General features: G+C 72.6%; 17 protein-coding genes. 12 read left to right on the top strand and 5 right to left on the bottom strand.

Annotation, left to right across the window (positions count from 1 at the left end):
* Position 1: 1 nt before the first annotated feature.
* Complete coding sequence (locus tag AC3IF3_RS24840; protein ID WP_489230670.1) at positions 2 to 811, bottom strand: collagen-like protein; 810 nt, start codon at positions 809 to 811, stop codon at positions 2 to 4.
* Positions 812 to 1,040: 229 nt separating this feature from the next.
* Here AC3IF3_RS24840 and AC3IF3_RS24835 point away from each other — a divergent pair, with 229 nt between their 5' ends.
* The 7 genes from AC3IF3_RS24835 to AC3IF3_RS24805 all read left to right on the top strand — a co-directional run bounded on the left by AC3IF3_RS24835 (position 1,041) and on the right by AC3IF3_RS24805 (position 9,515).
* Positions 1,041 to 1,829, top strand: coding sequence for an ImuA family protein (locus AC3IF3_RS24835; RefSeq protein WP_489230669.1), 789 nt, complete (start codon positions 1,041 to 1,043; stop codon positions 1,827 to 1,829).
* On the top strand, positions 1,756 to 3,273 hold the full coding sequence (locus AC3IF3_RS24830; protein WP_489230668.1) for a Y-family DNA polymerase: 1,518 nt from the start codon (positions 1,756 to 1,758) through the stop codon (positions 3,271 to 3,273). Before AC3IF3_RS24835 ends, AC3IF3_RS24830 begins: the two co-directional genes overlap by 74 nt.
* Positions 3,270 to 6,560: an error-prone DNA polymerase gene (locus tag AC3IF3_RS24825; RefSeq protein WP_489230667.1), complete on the top strand. Its 3,291-nt coding sequence runs from the start codon at positions 3,270 to 3,272 to the stop codon at positions 6,558 to 6,560. Before AC3IF3_RS24830 ends, AC3IF3_RS24825 begins: the two co-directional genes overlap by 4 nt.
* Before the next feature lie 197 nt (positions 6,561 to 6,757).
* The gene (locus tag AC3IF3_RS24820; RefSeq protein WP_243968711.1) at positions 6,758 to 7,879 is read left to right on the top strand and encodes a histidine kinase dimerization/phosphoacceptor domain -containing protein; all 1,122 of its coding nucleotides are present in this window, start codon (positions 6,758 to 6,760) and stop codon (positions 7,877 to 7,879) included.
* Entirely contained in the window at positions 7,876 to 8,325 is a 450-nt protein-coding gene (locus AC3IF3_RS24815; protein WP_243968709.1) for a response regulator, read from the top strand. Before AC3IF3_RS24820 ends, AC3IF3_RS24815 begins: the two co-directional genes overlap by 4 nt.
* A gap of 36 nt (positions 8,326 to 8,361) precedes the next feature.
* Positions 8,362 to 8,823, top strand: coding sequence for a hypothetical protein (locus AC3IF3_RS24810; RefSeq protein ID WP_489218677.1), 462 nt, complete (start codon positions 8,362 to 8,364; stop codon positions 8,821 to 8,823).
* Positions 8,824 to 8,900: 77 nt separating this feature from the next.
* Complete coding sequence (locus tag AC3IF3_RS24805; protein WP_489230666.1) at positions 8,901 to 9,515, top strand: Uma2 family endonuclease; 615 nt, start codon at positions 8,901 to 8,903, stop codon at positions 9,513 to 9,515.
* Here AC3IF3_RS24805 and fae read toward each other — a convergent pair whose 3' ends face one another.
* Both fae and AC3IF3_RS24795 read right to left on the bottom strand, forming a co-directional pair.
* The gene (fae, locus tag AC3IF3_RS24800) at positions 9,516 to 10,055 is read right to left on the bottom strand and encodes a formaldehyde-activating enzyme (RefSeq protein WP_020092273.1); all 540 of its coding nucleotides are present in this window, start codon (positions 10,053 to 10,055) and stop codon (positions 9,516 to 9,518) included.
* A 62-nt stretch (positions 10,056 to 10,117) separates the two neighbouring features.
* Positions 10,118 to 11,359 (bottom strand): NRAMP family divalent metal transporter, encoded by a 1,242-nt coding sequence (locus tag AC3IF3_RS24795; RefSeq protein WP_243968704.1) that lies wholly within the window; start codon positions 11,357 to 11,359, stop codon positions 10,118 to 10,120.
* 81 nt (positions 11,360 to 11,440) lie between these two features.
* Here AC3IF3_RS24795 and AC3IF3_RS24790 point away from each other — a divergent pair, with 81 nt between their 5' ends.
* Positions 11,441 to 11,656, top strand: coding sequence for a hypothetical protein (locus AC3IF3_RS24790; RefSeq protein WP_489218673.1), 216 nt, complete (start codon positions 11,441 to 11,443; stop codon positions 11,654 to 11,656).
* A 67-nt stretch (positions 11,657 to 11,723) separates the two neighbouring features.
* On the opposite strand, the gene AC3IF3_RS24785 is transcribed toward AC3IF3_RS24790, so the two are convergent.
* Positions 11,724 to 12,191, bottom strand: a complete 468-nt coding sequence (locus AC3IF3_RS24785; RefSeq protein WP_489218672.1) for a hypothetical protein — start codon at positions 12,189 to 12,191, stop codon at positions 11,724 to 11,726.
* Between the two features lie 242 nt (positions 12,192 to 12,433).
* Here AC3IF3_RS24785 and lexA point away from each other — a divergent pair, with 242 nt between their 5' ends.
* On the top strand, positions 12,434 to 13,168 hold the full coding sequence (lexA, locus tag AC3IF3_RS24780; protein WP_489230665.1) for a transcriptional repressor LexA: 735 nt from the start codon (positions 12,434 to 12,436) through the stop codon (positions 13,166 to 13,168).
* Here the strand turns inward: lexA and AC3IF3_RS24775 are convergent.
* Entirely contained in the window at positions 13,162 to 15,423 is a 2,262-nt protein-coding gene (locus AC3IF3_RS24775; RefSeq protein ID WP_489230664.1) for a ComEC/Rec2 family competence protein, read from the bottom strand. The genes lexA and AC3IF3_RS24775 overlap by 7 nt on opposite strands.
* Before the next feature lie 173 nt (positions 15,424 to 15,596).
* On the opposite strand from AC3IF3_RS24775, the gene gltX reads away from it, so the two are divergent.
* The 3 genes from gltX to AC3IF3_RS24760 all read left to right on the top strand — a co-directional run bounded on the left by gltX (position 15,597) and on the right by AC3IF3_RS24760 (position 19,496).
* On the top strand, positions 15,597 to 17,024 hold the full coding sequence (gene gltX / locus AC3IF3_RS24770; RefSeq protein WP_489230663.1) for a glutamate--tRNA ligase: 1,428 nt from the start codon (positions 15,597 to 15,599) through the stop codon (positions 17,022 to 17,024).
* Between the two features lie 235 nt (positions 17,025 to 17,259).
* On the top strand, positions 17,260 to 18,549 hold the full coding sequence (gltA, locus tag AC3IF3_RS24765) for a citrate synthase (protein WP_489230662.1): 1,290 nt from the start codon (positions 17,260 to 17,262) through the stop codon (positions 18,547 to 18,549).
* A 68-nt stretch (positions 18,550 to 18,617) separates the two neighbouring features.
* Positions 18,618 to 19,496 carry a DNA-3-methyladenine glycosylase family protein gene (locus AC3IF3_RS24760; RefSeq protein WP_489231362.1) on the top strand — a complete coding sequence of 293 codons (879 nt, stop codon included), beginning with the start codon at positions 18,618 to 18,620 and terminating at the stop codon, positions 19,494 to 19,496.
* Positions 19,497 to 19,785 lie beyond the last annotated feature (289 nt).

Raw genomic sequence — 19,785 nt, 5'->3', positions numbered from 1 at the left:
CTCACGGCCGCGCGCAGAACCCGACGATGCCCGCGGCCTCCGCCGGGCAGCCGGCGCCCTCCCCGTCATAGACCGGGGCGCCGGCCTTGAGGCAATGGGCCGTGACCAGCGTTTCTTCCGACGGACAGGTGATGGTGCAGCCGCCCGCGCAGTCGGACTTGCGCACGGCCCGGAGGGCGGGGCCGGCCTCGCCCCGGGGCCCTGCCCCGCCCGGTGATCCCGCCTGACCGCCGGGACCCGGCGGACCCTGAAGGCCCGGGGCGCCCGGATCGCCCTTCGGACCCGGCGCGCCCTGTGGGCCGACCGGACCGTTGGGGCCGGCCTCGCCCCGGGGTCCGACAGCCCCCTGCGGGCCGGTCTCGCCCTTGTCGCCCGCCTCGCCCTTGGCACCGGTCATCCCGGGCGTGCCCGCGGCGCCCTGGGGGCCGGGCGGTCCCTCGGGGGCGCAGTTGGCCACCACCGCCTCGCGCTCGTCCGGATCGGACTTGAGCGTCACCACGCAGGTCGCGGGCCGATAGGGGAGCCGGACGGTGAACCGCCCGCGCCGGTCGGCCTGGACCGAGATGTCGTCGTCCAGGACCACGATCGCCCCCGGCTTGCGCACCGAGCCCGAGATGCGCAGGTCGCCAGCCTCGATCCGGGCGTCGTAGACCATGATCGGCTGGCTCGGGGCCTGCGCGCGCCGGGGCCGCGGCCTGGCTTGGCGCGAGGGCGTCTCGGAGGATGGGGCGGGGCCGGGATCCGGCGGCTGCTGCGCGAAAGCCGCCCCCGAGAGGGCGAGCAGGATCGTCAAGGCGAGGGCTGGGCGCATGCTCGGACCGTGTCGGCCGCGTCTGGCGCGGCACACGACTTGTGGTCCCGGGTCGCGGACCCGGTCAACCGTGGCTTTGGTCGCGGGCGGCCCGACCGATTCCACAGGCGTCCACATCCATCCACAGGCCAAGCCGCTGAACCAGCGTCCGATTCCGCGACCCTGCGGAAACGGTTTGAACGTGTTCCTGTTATGTTCCTATCGTCCGGCATGATCGGAGCACGCGCAGATGGGGCTGGACCCTGCGAACCAGACCGGGCGGGATCCCGCTCCCGGCAGCCCCCGGGAGCAGCTGGCGGCCCTGCGGGTGCGCCTGGCGGGTCCCGGCGCCCCGGCGGCCCCGCGACCGGTCCTGCCGCTGGGCCTGACGGCGGTCGACGCGCATCTGCCCGGCGGCGGGCTGGCCCTCGGGCCGCCGCACGAGGTCGCCCCGGCCGAGCCTGCGGATGCGAGCGCGGCCCTGGGCTTCGCCCTGGCGCTCTGCGCCCTCCACCTCGCCCGCGCGGAGGGCGCGGCGCTGATCGCCGCCGCGCCGAATCAGCCCCTGCCCCACGGTCACGGCCTGGCCGGCCTCGGCCTCGATCCGGCCCGGCTGCTGCTCTTGGAGGCCGGCAGCGACGCGGAGGTGCTCCGCGCCCTGGAGGCGGCGCTCCACGCCCGCGCCCTGCCGGCGCTCGTCGGTCTGCTCGCGGACGGCCTGCCGCTGAAGCCGGGCCGGCGCCTGCAGCTCGCCGCCGAAGGGGGGCAAGGCGACGCGCCGCCGCTCCTGGTGATCCTGCGGCCCGCCGAGGCCGGGCTGCCCAACGGTGCCGCCACCCGCTGGCGGATCGCCTCGGCCCCGGCCGCCCGGGACCGGTTCGGCACCCTGGACAACCCGCGCTGGCGGGCGCGGCTCGAACGCTGCCGCAATGGGCGGGGCGGCGCCTGGCTTCTGGAGTGGGACCATGCCGCGCATCGTCTGCGTCTGCCTGAGCCACTGGCCCGTGACGCGGCTGCGGCGGGCCGGTCTCGCGCCTGATCAAGGCCCGCTCGCGGTGGCGGCCGAGGGGCCCGGCGGCCTGCGGCTCCTCGCCCTCGACCCGGAGGCCCGCGCCCTGGGACTGCGGCCCGGCGAGCCCCTGGGCCGGGTCCGGGCGCGGATCGGCGTGCCGCTCCAGGTCCATCCCGCCGATCCCGACTCCGACCGGGCGGCCCTTCTGCGGCTCTGCCGCTGGGCGGAGGGCTACGCCCCCGGGGTGGCGCCGTTCGGGCCGGCCGAGGCGGCGGACGGGTTCTATATCGACGTCGCCGGGGCGAGCCATTTGCGCGCCGGCGAGGGGGCCCTCGTGGACGACCTCGCCGGGCGCCTGGCGCGGTCAAAAATCCCCGCCCGGATCGCGCTCGCCGACACGCCCGGCGGCGCCTTCGCGCTGGCCCGCTACGGGGCCTCCGACCGGGTGATCGTACCCCCCGGCGGGGCCGCAGGGCCTCTGCGGGCGCTGCCCGTGGAGGCCCTGCGCCTCGATCCCGGCACGGTCTCGGGCCTGCGGCGGCTCGGCCTGCGCCGGGTCGGCGAGATCGACGCGCTCGCCCGGGGGCCGCTCGCCCGCCGCTTCGGGGAGGCGCTGCTGCTGCGCCTCGACCAGGCGATGGGCCGCCGGCCCGAGCCCCTGGCGCCGCTCACCGCGGAGGCCGCGTATCGGGCCGCCCGGGGCTTCCTTGACCCGATCGGCCGGCAATCGGACATCGTCGTCACCGCCCGGCTGCTGATGGCCGAGATCGCCCCCCGGCTGGAGCGGGACGGGCTCGGCGCCTGCGCCCTGCGCCTCGTGCTGCACCGGGTCGACGGGGTGATGCGCGTCCTCGATCTCGGCCTGTCCCGGCCCGAGCGCTGCCCCGAGCGCGTCGCCGCTCTGGTCTCCCTGCGCCTCGACCGCCTCGGCGCCGGCCTCGATGCCGGCTTCGGCTTCGAGACCGTGGCGCTCACCGTGACGGTGACCGGTGCCCTGTCGGCCCGCCAGACGGAACTCGGGGCGGCGCCCGAGGGCGACGGCATCGACGCCCTCGCGGACGCCCTGGCGCAGCGCCTCGGCCGGCCGCTCCTGCGCCTCGGGGCGCGGGCGAGCTACATCCCGGAGCGGGCCGCCCAGCCCCTCCCCTGGACCCGCGCCCCGACATCCTGGCCGGATCACCTCCCGCCCCGGCCCCTGGTGCTGTTCCCCCGGGGCGAGGCCGCCCTCGACGTGCTGTCCACGGTGCCCGAGGGACCGCCCCGGCGCTTCCGCTGGCGCGCCCGGATCCACGCGATCGTCCATGCCGAGGGGCCGGAGCGGATCGCGGCCGAGTGGTGGCACGCGCCCGGCGCGGCCCGGGACTATTACCGGGTGGAGTGCGAGGCCGGCCGGCGGCTCTGGCTCTACCGCGACGGGCCGCACGCCCCCGGCCGCCCGGCCGCGTGGTTCGTCCACGGGGTGTTCGCGTGAGCCATCCCGCCTACGCCGAGCTCGCCCTCACCACGAATTTCTCGTTTTTGCGCGGCGCCTCGCATCCGCAGGAATACGTCGTGCAGGGGGCGGCCTACGGGCTCGCGGCCCTCGGGATCGCCGACCGCAACACGGTCGCCGGGGTGGTGCGGGCGCATGCGGCGGCGCAGGCCCTCAAGGCGGAGGGTTTGACGATCCGCATCCTGCCGGGGGTGCGCCTCGTCACCGAGGACGGGTTCGAGGCCGTGACCTATCCCGCGGACCGGCAGGCCTGGGGCCGCCTGTGCCGGCTGCTCACCCGAGGGAACCGGCGCAGCCGCAAGGGGGCGTGCCAGTTCTCCTTCGCCGAGATGCTGGAGGCCGCCGAGGGACAGATGTTCATCGCTATCCCGCCGGGCCGGCGCCTGCGCCCCCCGGACGGTTTTTTGGGCCGGCTCGAAGCCCTGGCCGCGGCCGCCCCGGGCCGGACCTGGCTCGGGGCGAGCCACGCCAGGCGCGGCGATGAGCGCCGCCGGCTCGGTCTGCTGGCCGAGCTGGGCGAACGCTCCGGAGCGCTCATGGTGGCGGTCTCGGACGCGCTCTACCACCATCCCGACAGGCGCCCGCTCCAGGACGTGGTGGCCTGCATCCGTGAGCGCTGCCGGATCGGGGAGGCCGGCTACCGGCTGGAGGCCAATGCCGAGCGCCACCTGAAGTCGCCCGCCGAGATGGCCCGGCTGTTCGCCGACCATCCGGAGGCGCTCGCCCGCACGATGGAGATCGCCGAGAGCTGCGACTTCCACCTGTCGCAGCTGCACTACGAGTATCCCGACGAGCCGGTGCCCCCCGGGCGCACGCCCCAGGCATACCTGGAGGAGAAGACCTGGGAGCGGGCGGGCTGGCGCTATGCCGGCACCATCCCGGCCGCCGTCGAGGCGACGCTCCGCGAGGAACTGCAGCTCATCGCCCAGCTGGACTATGCCCGCTACTTCCTGACCCTGTTCGACGTGGTCGAGTTCGCCCGCGGCAAGGGCATCCTCTGTCAGGGCCGCGGCTCGGCGGCCAATTCCGCCGTGTGCTTCTGTCTCGGCATCACCGCCGTGGACCCGTCCAAGCACCGGCTGCTGTTCGCCCGGTTCATCTCGGAGAACCGGGGCGAGCCCCCCGACATCGACGTCGATTTCGAGCACGAACGCCGGGAGGAGGTGATCCAGCACCTCTACGACCGCTACGGCCGGGAGCGGGCCGCCCTCTGCGCCACGGTGATCCACTATCGCCCGCGCATGGCGATCCGCGAGGTCGGCAAGGTTCTGGGCCTCACCGAGGACGTGACCGCTTCGATCGCCGACACGGTCTGGGGCTCCTGGGGCAAGGACGTGCCGGACAAGCACGTGCGCGAGGCCGGCCTCGACCCCGACAACCCCGCGCTCCGGCAGGCGCTCGATCTCGCCCACCAGCTGATCGGCTTCCCCCGCCACCTGTCGCAGCATGTCGGCGGCTTCATCCTGACCCGCGGCCGCCTCGACGAGACCGTGCCGGTGGGCAACGGCGCCATGGCGGACCGGACCTTCATCGAGTGGGACAAGGACGACATCGACGCGATCGGCCTGATGAAGGTCGACGTGCTGGCGCTGGGCATGCTGACCTGCCTCAAGCGCGGCCTCGATTTTTTGGAGAAGGACCACGGCGCCTTCTACGAGACCCTGGCCGACCTGCCCCCGGAGGATCCCGAGACCTACGCGATGCTGGCGAAGGCCGATTCCGTCGGCGTGTTCCAGGTCGAGAGCCGGGCGCAGATGTCGATGCTGCCGCGCCTCAAGCCGAAGGAATTCTACGACCTCGTGGTCCAGGTCGCGATCGTGCGCCCCGGCCCGATCCAGGGCGACATGGTCCATCCCTACCTGCGGCGGCGCTCGGGGATCGACCCGGTGGTCTATCCGGCCCCGCATCCGGACCACGGGCCGGCGGACGAGCTGCACACGGTGCTGCACAAGACCTATGGGGTGCCGCTGTTCCAGGAACACGCGATGCAGATCGCCATCACGGCCGCCGGCTTCACCCCGGCCGAGGCCGACGGGTTGCGCCGGGCGATGGCGACCTTCCGCCATGTCGGCTCGATCGGCGGCTTCGAGCAAAAATTCGTGGGCGGGATGACGCGCCGCGGCTACCCGGCGGAGTTCGCCGAGCGCTGCTTCGCGCAGATCAAGGGCTTCTCCACCTACGGCTTCCCGGAGAGCCACGCGGCGAGCTTCGCGCTCCTGGTCTATGCCTCGGCCTGGATGAAGTGCCGGCACCCGGACGTGTTCCTGGCGGCGATCCTCAACGCCCAGCCGATGGGCTTCTACCAGCCGGCCCAACTGGTGCGCGACGCCCGCGCCCACGGGGTCGAGGTGCGGGGTGTCTGCGTCAATGCCAGCGCCTGGGACTGCACCCTGGAGCCGGCCGGGGATCCGAAGCGGCACGCGGTGCGCCTCGGCCTGCGGCAGGTGAGCGGTCTGCCCGAGGCCGCCATGCACCGGCTCGTGCGGCTGCGGGCCAACGGCTATGCCAGCATCGAGGGCCTGCAGGCGGCCCTCGCCCTGCCCCGCAACGCCCTGGAGCGGCTCGCCGAGGCCGACGCGTTCCGGTCGCTCGGCCTCGACCGGCGCGCCGCCCTGTGGATGGTGCGCACCCTGGAGGGGACCTCGGCGCGCAGGGCGGCCAAGGCCGACGGCGCCGAGCGCCGCGGCCACCTGCTGGAGGCGCCCCTGCCGCTGTTCGCCTGGCACGCCGATGACGGCCTGTTCCGGCACGAGCCGGCGGTGGACCTGCCGTCGCTGCCGCTCTCCGAGGCGGTGGCCGAGGATTACGCCGCCACCGGCCTGTCGCTGCAGGGGCACCCGGTCGCGTTCTTCCGCGGCCGGCTCGCCCGGATCGGCGCGATCCCGGCCCGGGCCCATCTCGATCCGGCCCTGCCCCAGGGCGCCCGGGTCACGGTGGCGGGCCTCGTGCTGATCCGCCAGCGGCCGGGCACCGCCAAGGGCGTGGTGTTCCTGACCCTGGAGGACGAGACCGGCATCGCCAACGTGATCGTCTGGAAGACGGTGTTCGAGGCCAACCGCCGGGCCGCCATGCAGGCCCGGTTCCTCGCCGTGCGCGGCCGGGTGCAGCGGGCCGAGGGGGTGGTCCATCTGGTGGCCGAGGGATTCCGCGATCTCACCGAATCCCTGCGCGACCTGCGCGCGGCCGGGATGAAGCTGCCGCCCGAGACCACGGATTTCGGCGCGCCCCCGGACCGGCGGGTGTATCCGAGCCGGGATTTCCACTGAGGCCGGCCCGGATCGCCGCCGCGGACGCGCCGGCCCGCGCGGCCCCGGTGCGGCGTTCTGTCTATCCCAATCCGGCGCCAAAGCGCCCCGGCCCTGAACCCATCGCGTGGATCGTCCGTTAAGGCAGCGCCTGTGACTGCGCAGGCAGAAGCCGATTGCCGGAGGTGACGAACGCCGGGCACGAGAGAGCAGGGACGATGGAACAACCCGACGCCTGGCATCAGACGGACCAGCTCGACGCCGCGCCGGGCAAGGGCGATCCGTTCGCCGCGGCGGTGCGCGCCACGCGGATGGCGATGATCATCACCAATCCGCGCCTGCCCGACAACCCGATCGTGTACGTCAACGACGCCTTCCTGCGGATGAGCGGCTACACGCGGTCCGAGGTGCTCGGCCACAATTGCCGGTTTCTCCAGGGCGCGCAGACCGACCACGGCGCCGTCGCCCTGATCCGCGAGGCGGTCGAGGCCCGCACCGATATCGCGATCGACATCCTGAACTATCGCAAGGACGGGACGCCGTTCTGGAACGCGCTCTATCTCAGCCCGGTCGCCGACGAGTCCGGCGAGGTTCTGTTCTTCTTCGCCTCGCAGCTCGACGTCACCGACCGCGTCGACGCGCATATGCAGATCCAGCAGGAGAAGGACCGCTTCGAGGCCGAGGTCGCCAAGCGCACCCGGGACCTGACCGATGCCCTGGCCACGCAGACCATGCTGGTCCACGAGGTCGATCACCGGGTGAAGAACAACCTCCAGATGATCGCGGCGCTGCTGGCCATGCAGACCCGGGCGATCACCGATCCCGCGGCGCGCGCCGCCATGGAGGCGATGCTGACCCGGGTCGAGGCCCTCGGCACGGTCCATCGCCGGCTCTACCAATCCAACAACGTCGAGCGTTTCGACGTGGCCGAGTTCGCCCGCGACCTCGCCAACGACTTGGTCCGCGGCTCCGGCCGCGACCGGATCCGCCTGCACCTGGACCTGGAGACCGTGGAGATCCCGGTCGCCAAGGCGCCGCCGGTGGCGTTGATGATGAACGAGTTGATCACCAACGCCCTCAAGCACGCCTTCCCGGACGACCGCCCGGGGCGGCTCTCGGTGACGGTGGCGCCGGACGGCACGCATGTCACCATCAAGATCGCCGATGACGGCGTCGGCATGCCGGTCCAGGCGATGGAGCAGCGCTCCTTCGGAAAGCGCCTGATCGGCACGCTCTGCCGCCAGCTCAATGCCAGCATCGCCTGGATGACCAATGATCCGGGCACGATCGTCAGCATACGCCTGCCGCGCGAGATGGCCGGCGGTCTGGAGGCCCCGTGACCGAGCCGCTGCGGATCCTCGTCGTCGAGGACGAAGCCCTCATCCTGATGCAGATCGAGATGATGCTGGAGGAGGCCGGCCACAGCGTCGTGGGGACGGCGATGACCGCGGGCGAGGCCATCGCCCTCGTCCACGAGACCCGGCCCGAACTGGTCCTCATCGACCTGCGCCTCGGGGACGGCTCCTCGGGTCTCGACGTGGCGCATGCGGTGCGCGATCTCGGCGGCATCACGGCCGCGTTCATGACCGCCAACGCCCGGGCGCTCAGCGACGACATGGCGGGGGCGACGGCGGTGATCGCCAAGCCGTTCACCGGCACGGTGCTTGAGGAATCCCTGGCCTATCTGGAGGATTGCGTGCGCCGGCCGCCGCCGGACGCGCTGGTGCCGGCGGGGATGCGGGTCGCGCCGGCCTGGCTCGCGAGCTTCGCCCAGATGCGGGCCTGACCTCGACAGGCGCCGCGCCGCGGGTAGAGTGCCGCCATGCCGAGCCTGACCGTTCCACGCCTCCTCGCCGCCCTGGCCTGCCTGCCGCTCCTGGGATCGGCCGCCCGGGCCGATCCCTGCGACGACCTCGCCCGCCAGATCGCGGGGGCCATCGGAGGCAGGGTCGGCAAGCGGGCCGGCCCGAGCATCGACATCCGCCTCGCCGGCCCGATCAAGTTCGACGTGACCTGCCGGGCCGAGCCGATCGTGCAGGCGACCTCCGCCGAGCCCGCCCCCTCGGCGACCTTCTTCCACGACCTGTCGGCGGCCTCCGAGATCCTGATCGGCGAACCGGCCGCGACCGTCGAGCCGATCATCGCCAACGCCTACCGGACGTCCCTGTCGGAGCGGCGCAAGTCGTTCATCCAGCAGAGCGGCTGGTCGGCCTCCTGCTACACCGACCCGGGCAGCACCACGATGCGCACCCTGTGCTCGGTGGGGCGCATCCCGCCGGGATGACGCGCCCTTGACCGAGTGGAGCGCCGGCGGGATCCTCGATCTGCGTCGACTTGGCCCGGGCTGCCCACGATGATCCCATGACGATTCTCGAGACTCCGCCCGTCGACAGGACCGATCCCCACCAAGGATTCTGGGACTTCATCGAGACGCGGCCTGATGAGGAGAAATGGGAACTCATCGGGGGCCAGATCGTGATGCAGGCCCAACCCAACCTCGTTCATCAGTTCATTGCCAGCGCCTTGCAGCGATTTCTCGACGGCGGCCTCAGGCGGATAGGCTCACCACGCGTTACCCTGCAGAATCCCGCCATCGACCTATGGCCGGTTCGCGAGGGCCATATCTACGTGCCCGACGTTGCGGTTCTCGATCTGGCCGACATCGAGGCCGGATTGAATGCTGTCGAGCGCTGCTACTTGGCCGCCGAGATCCTGTCTCCGAGCGACCACCGCAGGCTTCCCGGCACGCGCCAGAAGAAGATCGACGTCAAGTGCGCCGGCTACGAAGCCCTGCCGCTGTGCGAGGCCGTGCTCCTGATCGAGCTGAAGAGCCCCGCCCTGACCCTATCGGCGCGAACCCGAGAGACCTGGACCCGCACCCGCCTGACCGGGGACGACCGTCTGGTCCTCCCCGGCTTCGGCCTCGACTGCGCGGTGGCCGACCTCTACGTCCACACGCCCGTTGCGCAGGGCTGATCAGTACTCGATCACGCCGTCCAGCGCGTAATGCTTCACGGTCTTCCGATTGGCGATCAGCTCGTCCACCGTCGGCTCGCCCTTGAGGGCGCGGGCGATGGCGAGCTTCGTCGCCTCGTAGTTGGTCCTGTAGAGGTCCTTCTGGTCGAGGTTGTCGTCCTCGGCGCAGCGCTGATCGAGCCAGATCATGATGATCATGCACAGCTCGTCGAGGCCGTCCTTGGGCAGGATGCCCTCGATGATGCAGTCCACGATCGCGTCGCCGGTGGCCGCCTGGACCACGCCGCCGAGGAGCTCGGCATACTCGGCCGTGTGGATCGTGACCTTGGTGGTCATCATCGTGGCCGGGCGCACCAGCTGATTGAGGTCGCGCACCACGAACATCCGGGTGTGGCCCTGGACCTGCCCCATCATCGAGGCGAAGGCCTGGCCCACCGGCCCGCGCACGGAACCGATCAGCACCTCCGGCATGGCGTCGGTGTACTGGCCCTCGGCCGCCAGCACCGTGGCCTCGCCCGTACGGAACCAGATCTCTTGCATGTCTCGACTCCACCTGATCGGAGCCCGCGGGAGACATCATCGCGCCGCCCGCGTCAATCGGGTCAGAGCAGGCCGATCCCGTCGAGCACGCCGACCATCGCGAAGGCGATCGTGAGGCCCGAGACGGCGTAGACCACCCACTTGTAGGCGCCGTCCACGCGCTTCCCCTCCGGCAGGGCCCGGGTGGCGAGCAGGATGAGGAGGCCGAGCGCGAGCGGCAGGAGCAGGGCGTTCATCACCTCGACCGCGATGTTGAGCGCCACGAGATTCGGCACGAGCTGCACGGACACCGCGCCGGCCGCCACCACCAGCGCGAAGGCGCCGTAGAAGGCCGGCGCCTCCCGGGGCGATTGCTCCAGGGAATGCGGCTTGCCCGTCACATCGCCAAAACCCCAGGCGAGGGCCAGGGCCACGACGTTCAGCGCCACGAAGGCCGCCGCGATGATCCCGACCCCGAACACCACCTGACCGAGCCACGGCCCGAGGGCCGGCGTGAAGGCCCCCGCGAGGTCGCCCACGGTCTGCAGACCGTCCTTCGTGCCCTGCCCGGCCTTGCCGATCGTGGCGGCCGCCGCGATCAGGATCGCGCCCATCACGCATTGCGAGATCACCGCGCCCAGGAGCGTGTCGAGCCGCGAGCGCCTGGCGTGGTCCCAGCCGAGGCCTTTGTCGACGATCGCCGATTGCTGGTAGAAGATCATCCACGGCATGATCACCGCGCCGATATTGGCGGCGATCAGGACTCGGTACTGGCCGTCGCCGAGCGGCATGTGGGCGAAGGATGCCACGATCGCCCCCGGATCCGGCCGCGCCGCCACGGCGAGCCCGATGAAGACCAGCTCGAACAGGCCGACCGCGATCGCCACCCTCTCGACCCGCCGGTAGCTCCCGGTGAACACGAGGCCGAGCAGCAGGGCGGCCGGCAGGCCGAGGCTCACGAGCCGCGGCACCCCGAACAGGTCGCCGATGCCGGCGATGCCGGAGAATTCCGTGACGATGGCGCCGATCCCGGCGACCACGAGGCCGCCAAAGGAAATCCAGGCCCAGACCGGCCCGTAATGCGCCCGGATCAGCTCGCCGTGGCCGCGGCCGGTGGCGGTCCCGAGCCGCACCGTCAGCTCCTGGACGACGTAGAGGATCGGCACCAGCAGGATCTGCAGGAGCAGCAGCGAGTAGCCCCAACGGGCGCCGCTCTGGGCCGCCGTGATGAGGCTTCCGACATCGGTGTCGGCGAGCATCACCACGAGTCCGGGGCCCGCAGTCTTGAGGAACGCCGCGAGGCGGGGCAGGGAAGCGCTTGGCACGGCTCGGGAACAGTCCCGGGCCGGGGCAGTTCCGGCGGGAGCCTGCGGCGTTTTCCCGGGGCGCACCGGGAGGGTTGAGCGATGGCGGAGAGCGCGGAACGGGGGCCGGGCTGGAGCCTGCAGGCGAGCGCCGTGCCCGAGGGGGTGCGGCTGGAACTCGCCCTGTCGGATCTCGGGGGCGGGCCGGTCACCGCCGCGATCGTGCTGGACCGGGCCGAGGCCCGGGCCTTCGCGCGCGCCCTGCTGGCGGCGGCCGGCGACGCCACCGAGCGCACCTTCCCGAAGCCGGATGCCTGACGCATCCCCCCGGCACCGGTGTCCCGGCCGGCGGGTCAGGGACGCCGGACCCCTCCGGCCCGGCGGATCAGCGCTGGGCGGGGCCCGGATTGCGGCCGGGCAGGCGCGGCACCACCGTGCCCCGCCTCTCGACCGGCGCGTCGCAGGCATAGGCGAACTCGGTCTTCAGCGGATCGAACACGGTCTCGCCGGTGACCCGGCACTCCTCCCGCACGGTCTCGTCGAGATAGGCGCGGGCGGCGGTGCGGAAGCGCTTGACCCGGGTCGCCTCCGGCTCGGGATCGATCCGGACCTCGCTCAGGTTGCAGCCGGCATATTCGCGCAGGGCGTTCGAGACGATCAGCATCCGGCGCAGCTGCCGGTTGTCGTAGACCTCGTAGGGCTCCTTGCAGCCGATCGTCACCACCTGGGGGGTGAGCGCCACGTAGTTCCGCGAGATGTACGAGAAGCCGGTGGTGCAGCCGGCGAGTGCCGAGCCCAGGAGGGCGACGCCCAGGGCGAAACGGATGGACCCTGGCGCCGCGAGCTGTCGCATCCTCGTCATTCCCAGCCCGATACCGACCCGCCGCCGGAGCCGCCGGTCTTGTCCGGCGGGGCGCCCGGGTGCATTGAAACGGCTCCGCTTGTGCCGTCAATGCGTTTGTGCCCCGCCTCTGCCGCCGGGACACGAGCGTGGCCGTATTACGCTTGCGGAACACTTGCGGAACGTTTAACGTGTTCGCGATTTGTTTCAGCGGCCGCCCCGGGGCGGTCCGCCAAGCCGCGAGGCCCCCTTCGATGCTCACGCGCAAGCAGCTGGACCTTCTGCGGTTCATCCAGAGCCGCATGCAGGAATGCGGCGTTCCCCCGTCCTTCGACGAGATGAAGGACGCCCTCGACCTGAAGTCGAAATCGGGCATCCACCGGCTGATCACGGCCCTGGAGGAGCGCGGTTTCCTGCGCCGCCTCCCGAACCGGGCGCGCGCCATCGAGGTGATCCGCATCCCCGAGAGCCTGCACCAGTCGCCGACCCCGGCCCCCGCCCCCGAGCCGCGCCGCTTCACCCCGAGCGTGGTCGAGGGCGGCAAGTCCAGGCAGCCGTCCCAGCCGTCCCAGCCGGCGGCGACCCGGATGATCGACGACGGCGGCCGGGCCATCTCGATCCCCGTGATGGGCCGGATCGCGGCGGGTACGCCGGTCTCGGCGATCCAGAACCAGAGCCACGCCATCACCCTCTCCCCGGACTTCCTGGCCGGGGGCGAGCACTACGCCCTGGAGGTGCGCGGCGATTCGATGGTCGAGGCCGGAATCCTCGACGGCGACCTCGTGGTGATCCGCAAGCAGGACACCGCCAATACCGGCGACATCATCGTGGCGCTGATCGACGACGAGGAGGCGACGCTCAAGCGCCTGCGGCGCCGCGGCTCCTCGATCGCCCTCGAGGCCGCCAACCCGGCCTATGAGACCCGCGTGCTCGGTCCCGACCGGGTCCAGATCCAGGGCCGGCTCGTCAGCCTCGTGCGCCGCTACTGAAGCGGTTCCGCCGGGGCGTCGGCCGGGGCTTGCGGCACTTCGGATGAGGCCATGCCGCCGGTTCCCTCGGCGGGGGGATCCGCCCCCGGCTCGGAGCCGGCCGGCGGTGCCGCCCGCGGACGCCAGGGCAGCGACCGTCCGTCGCCGCGGGCCGCGCGCATCGTGAACCCGCCCCCGTCGACGCGCAGGGCGACGGCGCCGTGCGCCGCCAGGACCCGGCGGTCGATCACCAGCGGCCCCGTGCAGGTCGGCGGCGCCGTGAGACTCGTGATCACCACCGCGGCCCGGGCGCAATCCTCGGGGAAGGCGCGCCGGTCCCGGATCAGGGCCACCGCCCGTCCGTCCGGCAGAAGCGTCGTACAGCCGAGCCGGTCGCAGCGGCCGCCGGGCCCCGCTCTGGCCGCCCGGTCGGGCCGGCGCCCGTCGCCATCCGCCTTCAGCCATTGTTCCAGCACGAAGCCGGAGGGGCTGCCGAGGGCGGCCAGGCGGCCGTCCGGCCCCCGCACCGCCGCGCCCCAGCCCTGCCGGTCGACGTAGAGGTCCTGCCGGTCCGGAAGGGCCGCGAGGCCGAGCCCGAGCAGGAGGGGCGGCACGGCGAGCCAGCGCAGCCGCGAGGCCGGGAGCGTCGCCAGCAGCAGGCCCGCCGTCATCGCGGCCAGGGCGCCGGTGCCGAAGGCCGGCAGCACCACGGTCGCCCGCTCGAACCCGGCGATCCACGCGGAGATCGCCAGCATGCCGCCGACCGCCTGCCCCATCAGCCACCAGACCGGCCGGTCGAGGGCGAAGGGATAGGCCAGGATCCCGATGACCGCGGACGGCATCACCACCAGCGAGACCAGCGGCAGGGTCAGTGCGTTGCCGACGAGGCCGAACGGCTGGACCGTCTGGAAATGGTAGGTGGCGAAGGGCGCGGTGGCGACCTGCGCCACCAGGGTCGTCGCCAGGGTGCCGGTGACCGCCGACAGCCCGGTGCCGACGAGCCGGCCGATCCGCCCCGCCCCGGGCCGGACGAAGAGGCGCCCGTCGATCAGCCGCGCGCAGGCGATCAGCCCGGCCACCGCCCCGAACGACATCTGGAAGCTGGGGCCGAGCAGGCCTTCGGGCTCCCGCGCCAGGGCGATCAGGGCGGCCAGCGCGAGGTTGCGCATCGACAGGGCCGGCCGGTCGGCGAGGATCGCGCCCAGCATGATCAGGGTCATGATCAGCGAGCGCTCGGCGGCGATGTCCCAGCCCGAGAAGGCGCAGTAGGCGCTCACCCCCACCATGGCGAAGCCGGCTGCGATCTTCTTGATCGGCCAGAACAGCGCGCAATGGGGGACCAGGGCGAGGGCGGCCCGGACCAGCCAGAAGACGACGCCGGCGGCCAGCACCATGTGGAGACCCGAGATCGAGACCACGTGGTAGATGCCGGCGGCGCGCAGCGCATCGTTGGTGGCCGGGCCGATCAGCCCGCGCTTGCCCGTCACCAGGGCGGCCGCCACCGCCCCCGCCTGGCCGCCCTCGGCCCCCGCGATCCGGCGGGTCAGCGCGTTGCGGGCCTCGTCCAGCAGGGCGGCGAGGCGCAGGCGCAGGGGCGGCGGCTCCACGGGTGCCCGGACCGTGACCGCGCCGACCAGGGAGCCCACCGCGCCGATGCCCTGGAAATAGGCGTCCCGGGCGAAGTCGTAGCCCCCCGGCCGGGCCGCCTCCGGGGGTGGCAGCAACCGGGCGGTCGCCGCGATGGACTCCCCGGGCCGCGGGATCGGCGTCTTGCGGAACGAGACCCGCACCCGGGCCGGCCGCAGCTCCGGCGCGAGCCCGGCAAAACTCTCCACCCGGATCACCAGCCGGGCGCCGACCTCGCGCTCGTCCAGCGCCTCGACCATGCCGGTGAGCGGCCCGATGGTGGTCCGGGCCAGGATCGGCGCGTCCACCTGCGCGACCCGCCAGGTCGCCGCCGCGAAGCCCAGGAACGCGGCCGCCGCCGCCAGGGCCAGGGCCAGGGCCGCCGGCCGCGCGCCCAGGACCGGCACCGGCGCCAGGGCGAGGGCGGCCCCGATCAGCGGGGCGGCCAGGACCGGCTCGCCGTCCGCCGCCGCGAAATAGACCAGGATCCCGGCGCCGAAGGCCACCGCCAGCCAGGGGAACAGGCGGCGCTGCTCGGCCTCCCGGGCGAGGCCCGCGGCGGCCCAGTCGCGCAGCGCCGGGAGCGCCGCCGCGCGCGGGGTGGCCCGCGTCAGCACGCCCCCCGCCAGCCTCGCGCCGATCCGCCGCATTGCCGCCGCCCCGATCCGCGCGATCTGTCGACGCCGGCCCAGCGATTCCCGGCCCGATTCTTAACCCATCCGGCGGCCCGTGCTACAGCCGGCGCTTCGTGCTAGGGCGCCGTGTCGAGCCCCGCGCCGCGCCTCGCGCCCCCTCCCGACCCGCCCCCGAACACACCGGACCGATGTCCTCAGCCGTCGTCACGCGCTTCGCCCCCTCGCCCACCGGCTACCTGCATATCGGCGGGGCCCGCACGGCTTTGTTCAACTGGCTCTATGCCCGCCACACGGGCGGCCGGATGCTGCTGCGCATCGAGGATACCGACCGGGAGCGCTCCACCAAGGGCGCGATCGACGCGATCCTCGACGGCCTCACCTGGCTCGGCCTCGATTGGGACGGGGACGTGATCTTCCAGTTCGCCCGGGCCGAGCGCCACCGGGCGGTGGCCGAGGAACTGCTGGCCGCGGGCCGCGCCTATCATTGCTACGCCACCGCCGAGGAACTCACGCAGATGCGCGAGACCGCCCGGGCCGAGGGTCGTGCGCCCCGCTACGACGGGCGCTGGCGCGACCGCGACCCGGCCGAGGCCCCCGCCGGGGTCAAGCCGGTGATCCGCCTGCGGGCGCCCCAGGAGGGCGAGACCGTGGTGGAGGACGCCGTCCAGGGCCGGGTGACCTGGGCCAACAAGGATCTGGACGACCTCGTGCTTCTGCGCTCGGACGGCACGCCCACCTACATGCTCGCCGTGGTGGTCGACGACCACGACATGGGCGTCACCCAGATCATCCGCGGCGACGACCACCTCACCAACGCGGCGCGCCAGAGCCAGATCTTCTCGGCCCTGGGCTGGGCGATCCCGAAGATGGCCCATATCCCGCTGATCCACGGGGCCGACGGGGCGAAGCTGTCGAAGCGCCACGGGGCGCTCGGCGTCGAGGCCTATCGCGACCTCGGCTACCTGCCGGCGGCCCTGCGCAACTACCTCGTGCGGCTCGGCTGGAGCCACGGCGACCAGGAGGTGTTCTCCACCGAGGAGATGGTCTCGGCCTTCGATCTGGGGTCGGTGGGGCGCTCGGCGGCGCGGTTCGACTTCGCCAAGCTCGCCAACCTCAACGGGCTCTACATCCGCTCCAGCGCCGATGCCGACCTCGTGGCGGCGATCGAGACGATCCTGCCGAATGTCGGGCCCGAGCGCGGCCTCGCGGCGCCCCTGCGGCCGGAGCTGAAGGACAAGCTCACCCAGGCCATGCCGGGCCTGAAGGAGCGGGCCAAGACCCTGATCGAGCTCCTCGACAGCGCCTATTATCTCACCGCGCAGCGCCCCCTGACGCTGGACGACAAGGCCCGCGCCCTCCTCTCCGACGAGGGCCGCGCCCGCCTCGCCGGGGTGCGCCCGGTGCTCGAAGCGGTGTCCGACTGGAGCGCGGCCTCGACCGAGGACGCCGTGCGCCACTACGCCGAGACGGCCGGCTGCAAGCTCGGGCAGGTGGCCCAGCCCCTGCGGGCGGCGCTCACGGGGCGGACCACCTCCCCGCCCCTGTTCGACGTCATGGCGGTGCTCGGCCGGGACGAGACCCTGGCCCGCCTCGGCGATCAAGCGCCGCAGGGCTGAGGGTCTCCGCGGCGTGCGGGATGGGACCTGCGGCCTTCGGCCCGGATTTCGCTTGGTCGAATTCGCTTGGCGTCGGGGTCCGGTTGTCACCGACCCCGTTGCTGCTGCAGTGCCGTTTGGGTAACCCATGACAGTGAGCACCCGCAGCATACGGCGCGGTGCTCAGGCCCCCGGGACCGGCTCGGGCAGCCCGAGGCCGGCATCCGCCACGTCGCCACAGAAGGGTCCACGATCCATGAGCGCACCCAGCACCATCACCGTGGACGGCAAGTCGATCGCGCTGCCGGTGAAATCCGGGACGATCGGGCCGGACGTCATCGATATCGGCAAGCTCTACGCCCAGACCGGCGCCTTCACCTTCGACCCGGGCTTCACCTCGACGGCGAGTTGCGAATCGAAGATCACCTACATCGACGGCGACGAGGGCGTGCTGCTCTACCGCGGCTACCCGATCGAGCAGCTCGCCGAGAAGGGCGACTTCCTCGAGACCTGCTACCTGATGCTGTTCGGCAGCCTGCCGACCGCCGCCCAGAAGGCCGATTTCGACTACCGGGTCACGCGCCACACCATGGTGCACGACCAGATGAACCGGTTCTTCACCGGCTTCCGGCGCGACGCGCACCCGATGGCCGTGATGGTCGCCTCGGTGGGGGCGCTCTCGGCCTTCTACCACGACTCGACCGACATCACCGACGAGAGCCAGCGGATGATCGCGTCGATCCGCATGATCGCCAAGATGCCGACACTGGCGGCGATGGCTTATAAATACTCGATCGGCCAGCCCTTCGTCTATCCGAAGAACGATCTCGACTACACCTCGAACTTCCTGCGGATGTGTTACGCGGTGCCGTGCGAGGAATACGAGGTCAACCCGGTCTTCGCCCGGGCGCTGGACAAGATCTTCATCCTGCATGCCGACCACGAGCAGAACGCCTCGACCTCGACGGTGCGTCTGGCGGGCTCCTCGGGCGCCAACCCCTTCGCCTGCATCGCGGCCGGCATCGCCTGCCTGTGGGGCCCCGCCCATGGCGGCGCCAACGAGGCGGCGCTCAAGATGCTGATGGAGATCGGCACCCCCGAGAACGTCGGCAAGTACGTCGCCAAGGCCAAGGACAAGAACGATCCGTTCCGCCTGATGGGCTTCGGCCACCGGGTCTACAAGAACTACGACCCGCGCGCCCGGATCATGCAGAGCACCACGCACCAGGTGCTCAAGGAGCTCGGCAAGACCGACGATCCGCTGCTCCACGTCGCCATGGAGCTGGAGCAGATCGCCCTCAAGGACGAGTACTTCATTGAGAAGAAGCTCTACCCGAACATCGATTTCTACTCGGGCATCACCCTCAAGGCGATGGGCTTCCCCACCGACATGTTCACGGTGCTGTTCGCGGTGGCGCGCACGGTCGGCTGGATCGCCCAGTGGGCCGAGATGATCGAGGACCCGATGCAGAAGATCGGCCGGCCGCGCCAGCTCTATGTCGGCCCGGCCCAGCGCGACTACGTGCCGGTCGACGCCCGCGGCTGAGGCTGGACCTGTCCCGGACGACGAGCAGCGGGGCGGCCGAGAGGCCGCCCTTCGCGTTTGCGGAGGCGATCGAGCTTCGCCTGCCCTATCGGCCGCCCTACGATTGGGCGGCGATCCGCGCCTTCCTGGCCAGGCGCGCGATCCCCGGCGTCGAGACGATCGACCCTGCGGCGGCCTACGCCCGCACGATCCGCGTCGCGGGGCGGCACGGCCTCGTGACCGTCGAGTCCGGCGACGGCTGCCTGCAGGCGACGCTCCGCGGCGTCGGGACCGGCGACGCGCCGGCGGTCTCCGCGCGCCTGTGCCGCCTGTTCGATTGCGACGCCGACCCGGCCGCCATTGCCGTCTGCCTGGCCCGGGATCCGGTTCTGGCCCCGCTCGTGGCGGCGCGGCCGGGCTTGCGCCTGCCCGGCGCCTGGGACCCGTTCGAGACCGGCTGTCGGGCGATCCTCGGCCAGCAGGTCTCGGTCGCCGCCGCGATCGGGCTCGCCGGGAAGATGGTGGCGGCCTTCGGGACGCCCCTCGCGGAGCCGTTCGGCGGCCTGACCCACGTCTTTCCCGCACCGGCCGATCTGGTCGAGGCGGATGTCGCCCTGGCGCTCAACATGCCGCGGGCCCGCGGCGCGGCGATCCGGGCGCTGGCCGCGGCGGCGCTGGCCGACCGGGACCTGTTCGCCCCGGCCGAGTCCCTGGAAGCCGCGGTGCTGCGCTTCACGGCGATCCGCGGGATCGGACCCTGGACGGCGCAGTACATCGCCATGCGGGCGCTCAAGCTGCCGGACGCCCTGCCGGTGGGCGATGTCGGCCTGCTGCGGGCGCTCGCGACGGCCACCGGACGGCCGAGCGCGGCCGAGCTTCTGGCCCTGGCCGAGGCGTGGCGGCCGTTCCGCGCTTACGCGGCGCAGCACCTCTGGGCGGCGGACGAGGCGGCCGTGACGGGGCGGTGATCGGGGTGCCAATCCCCCCTTCGGCGCCGCCGTCTTTGCGAGCGGAGCGAAGCGATCCAGTCGGCCCCGCGCTGATGGATCGCTTCGCTAACCCTGGGTCACTTCGCTGCGCTCATGAGGACGGAGGACCGGTTCGCATCGGCGTTCAATCACCATGGTTGTTTGCGGGGTCATGGATGGCGCCATACATCGGGGTGTGCGGCACCCGCTTCGGGATCTTCGCCCATGACGACAGCCCAGTTCCTTCTCCTGCTCGCGGTGCCATTTGGTGGCGGCGTGCTGGCCTTCG

The organism is Methylobacterium sp. J-118 (assembly GCF_057836565.1).
This window is presented reverse-complemented; position numbering and strand designations above follow the sequence as displayed.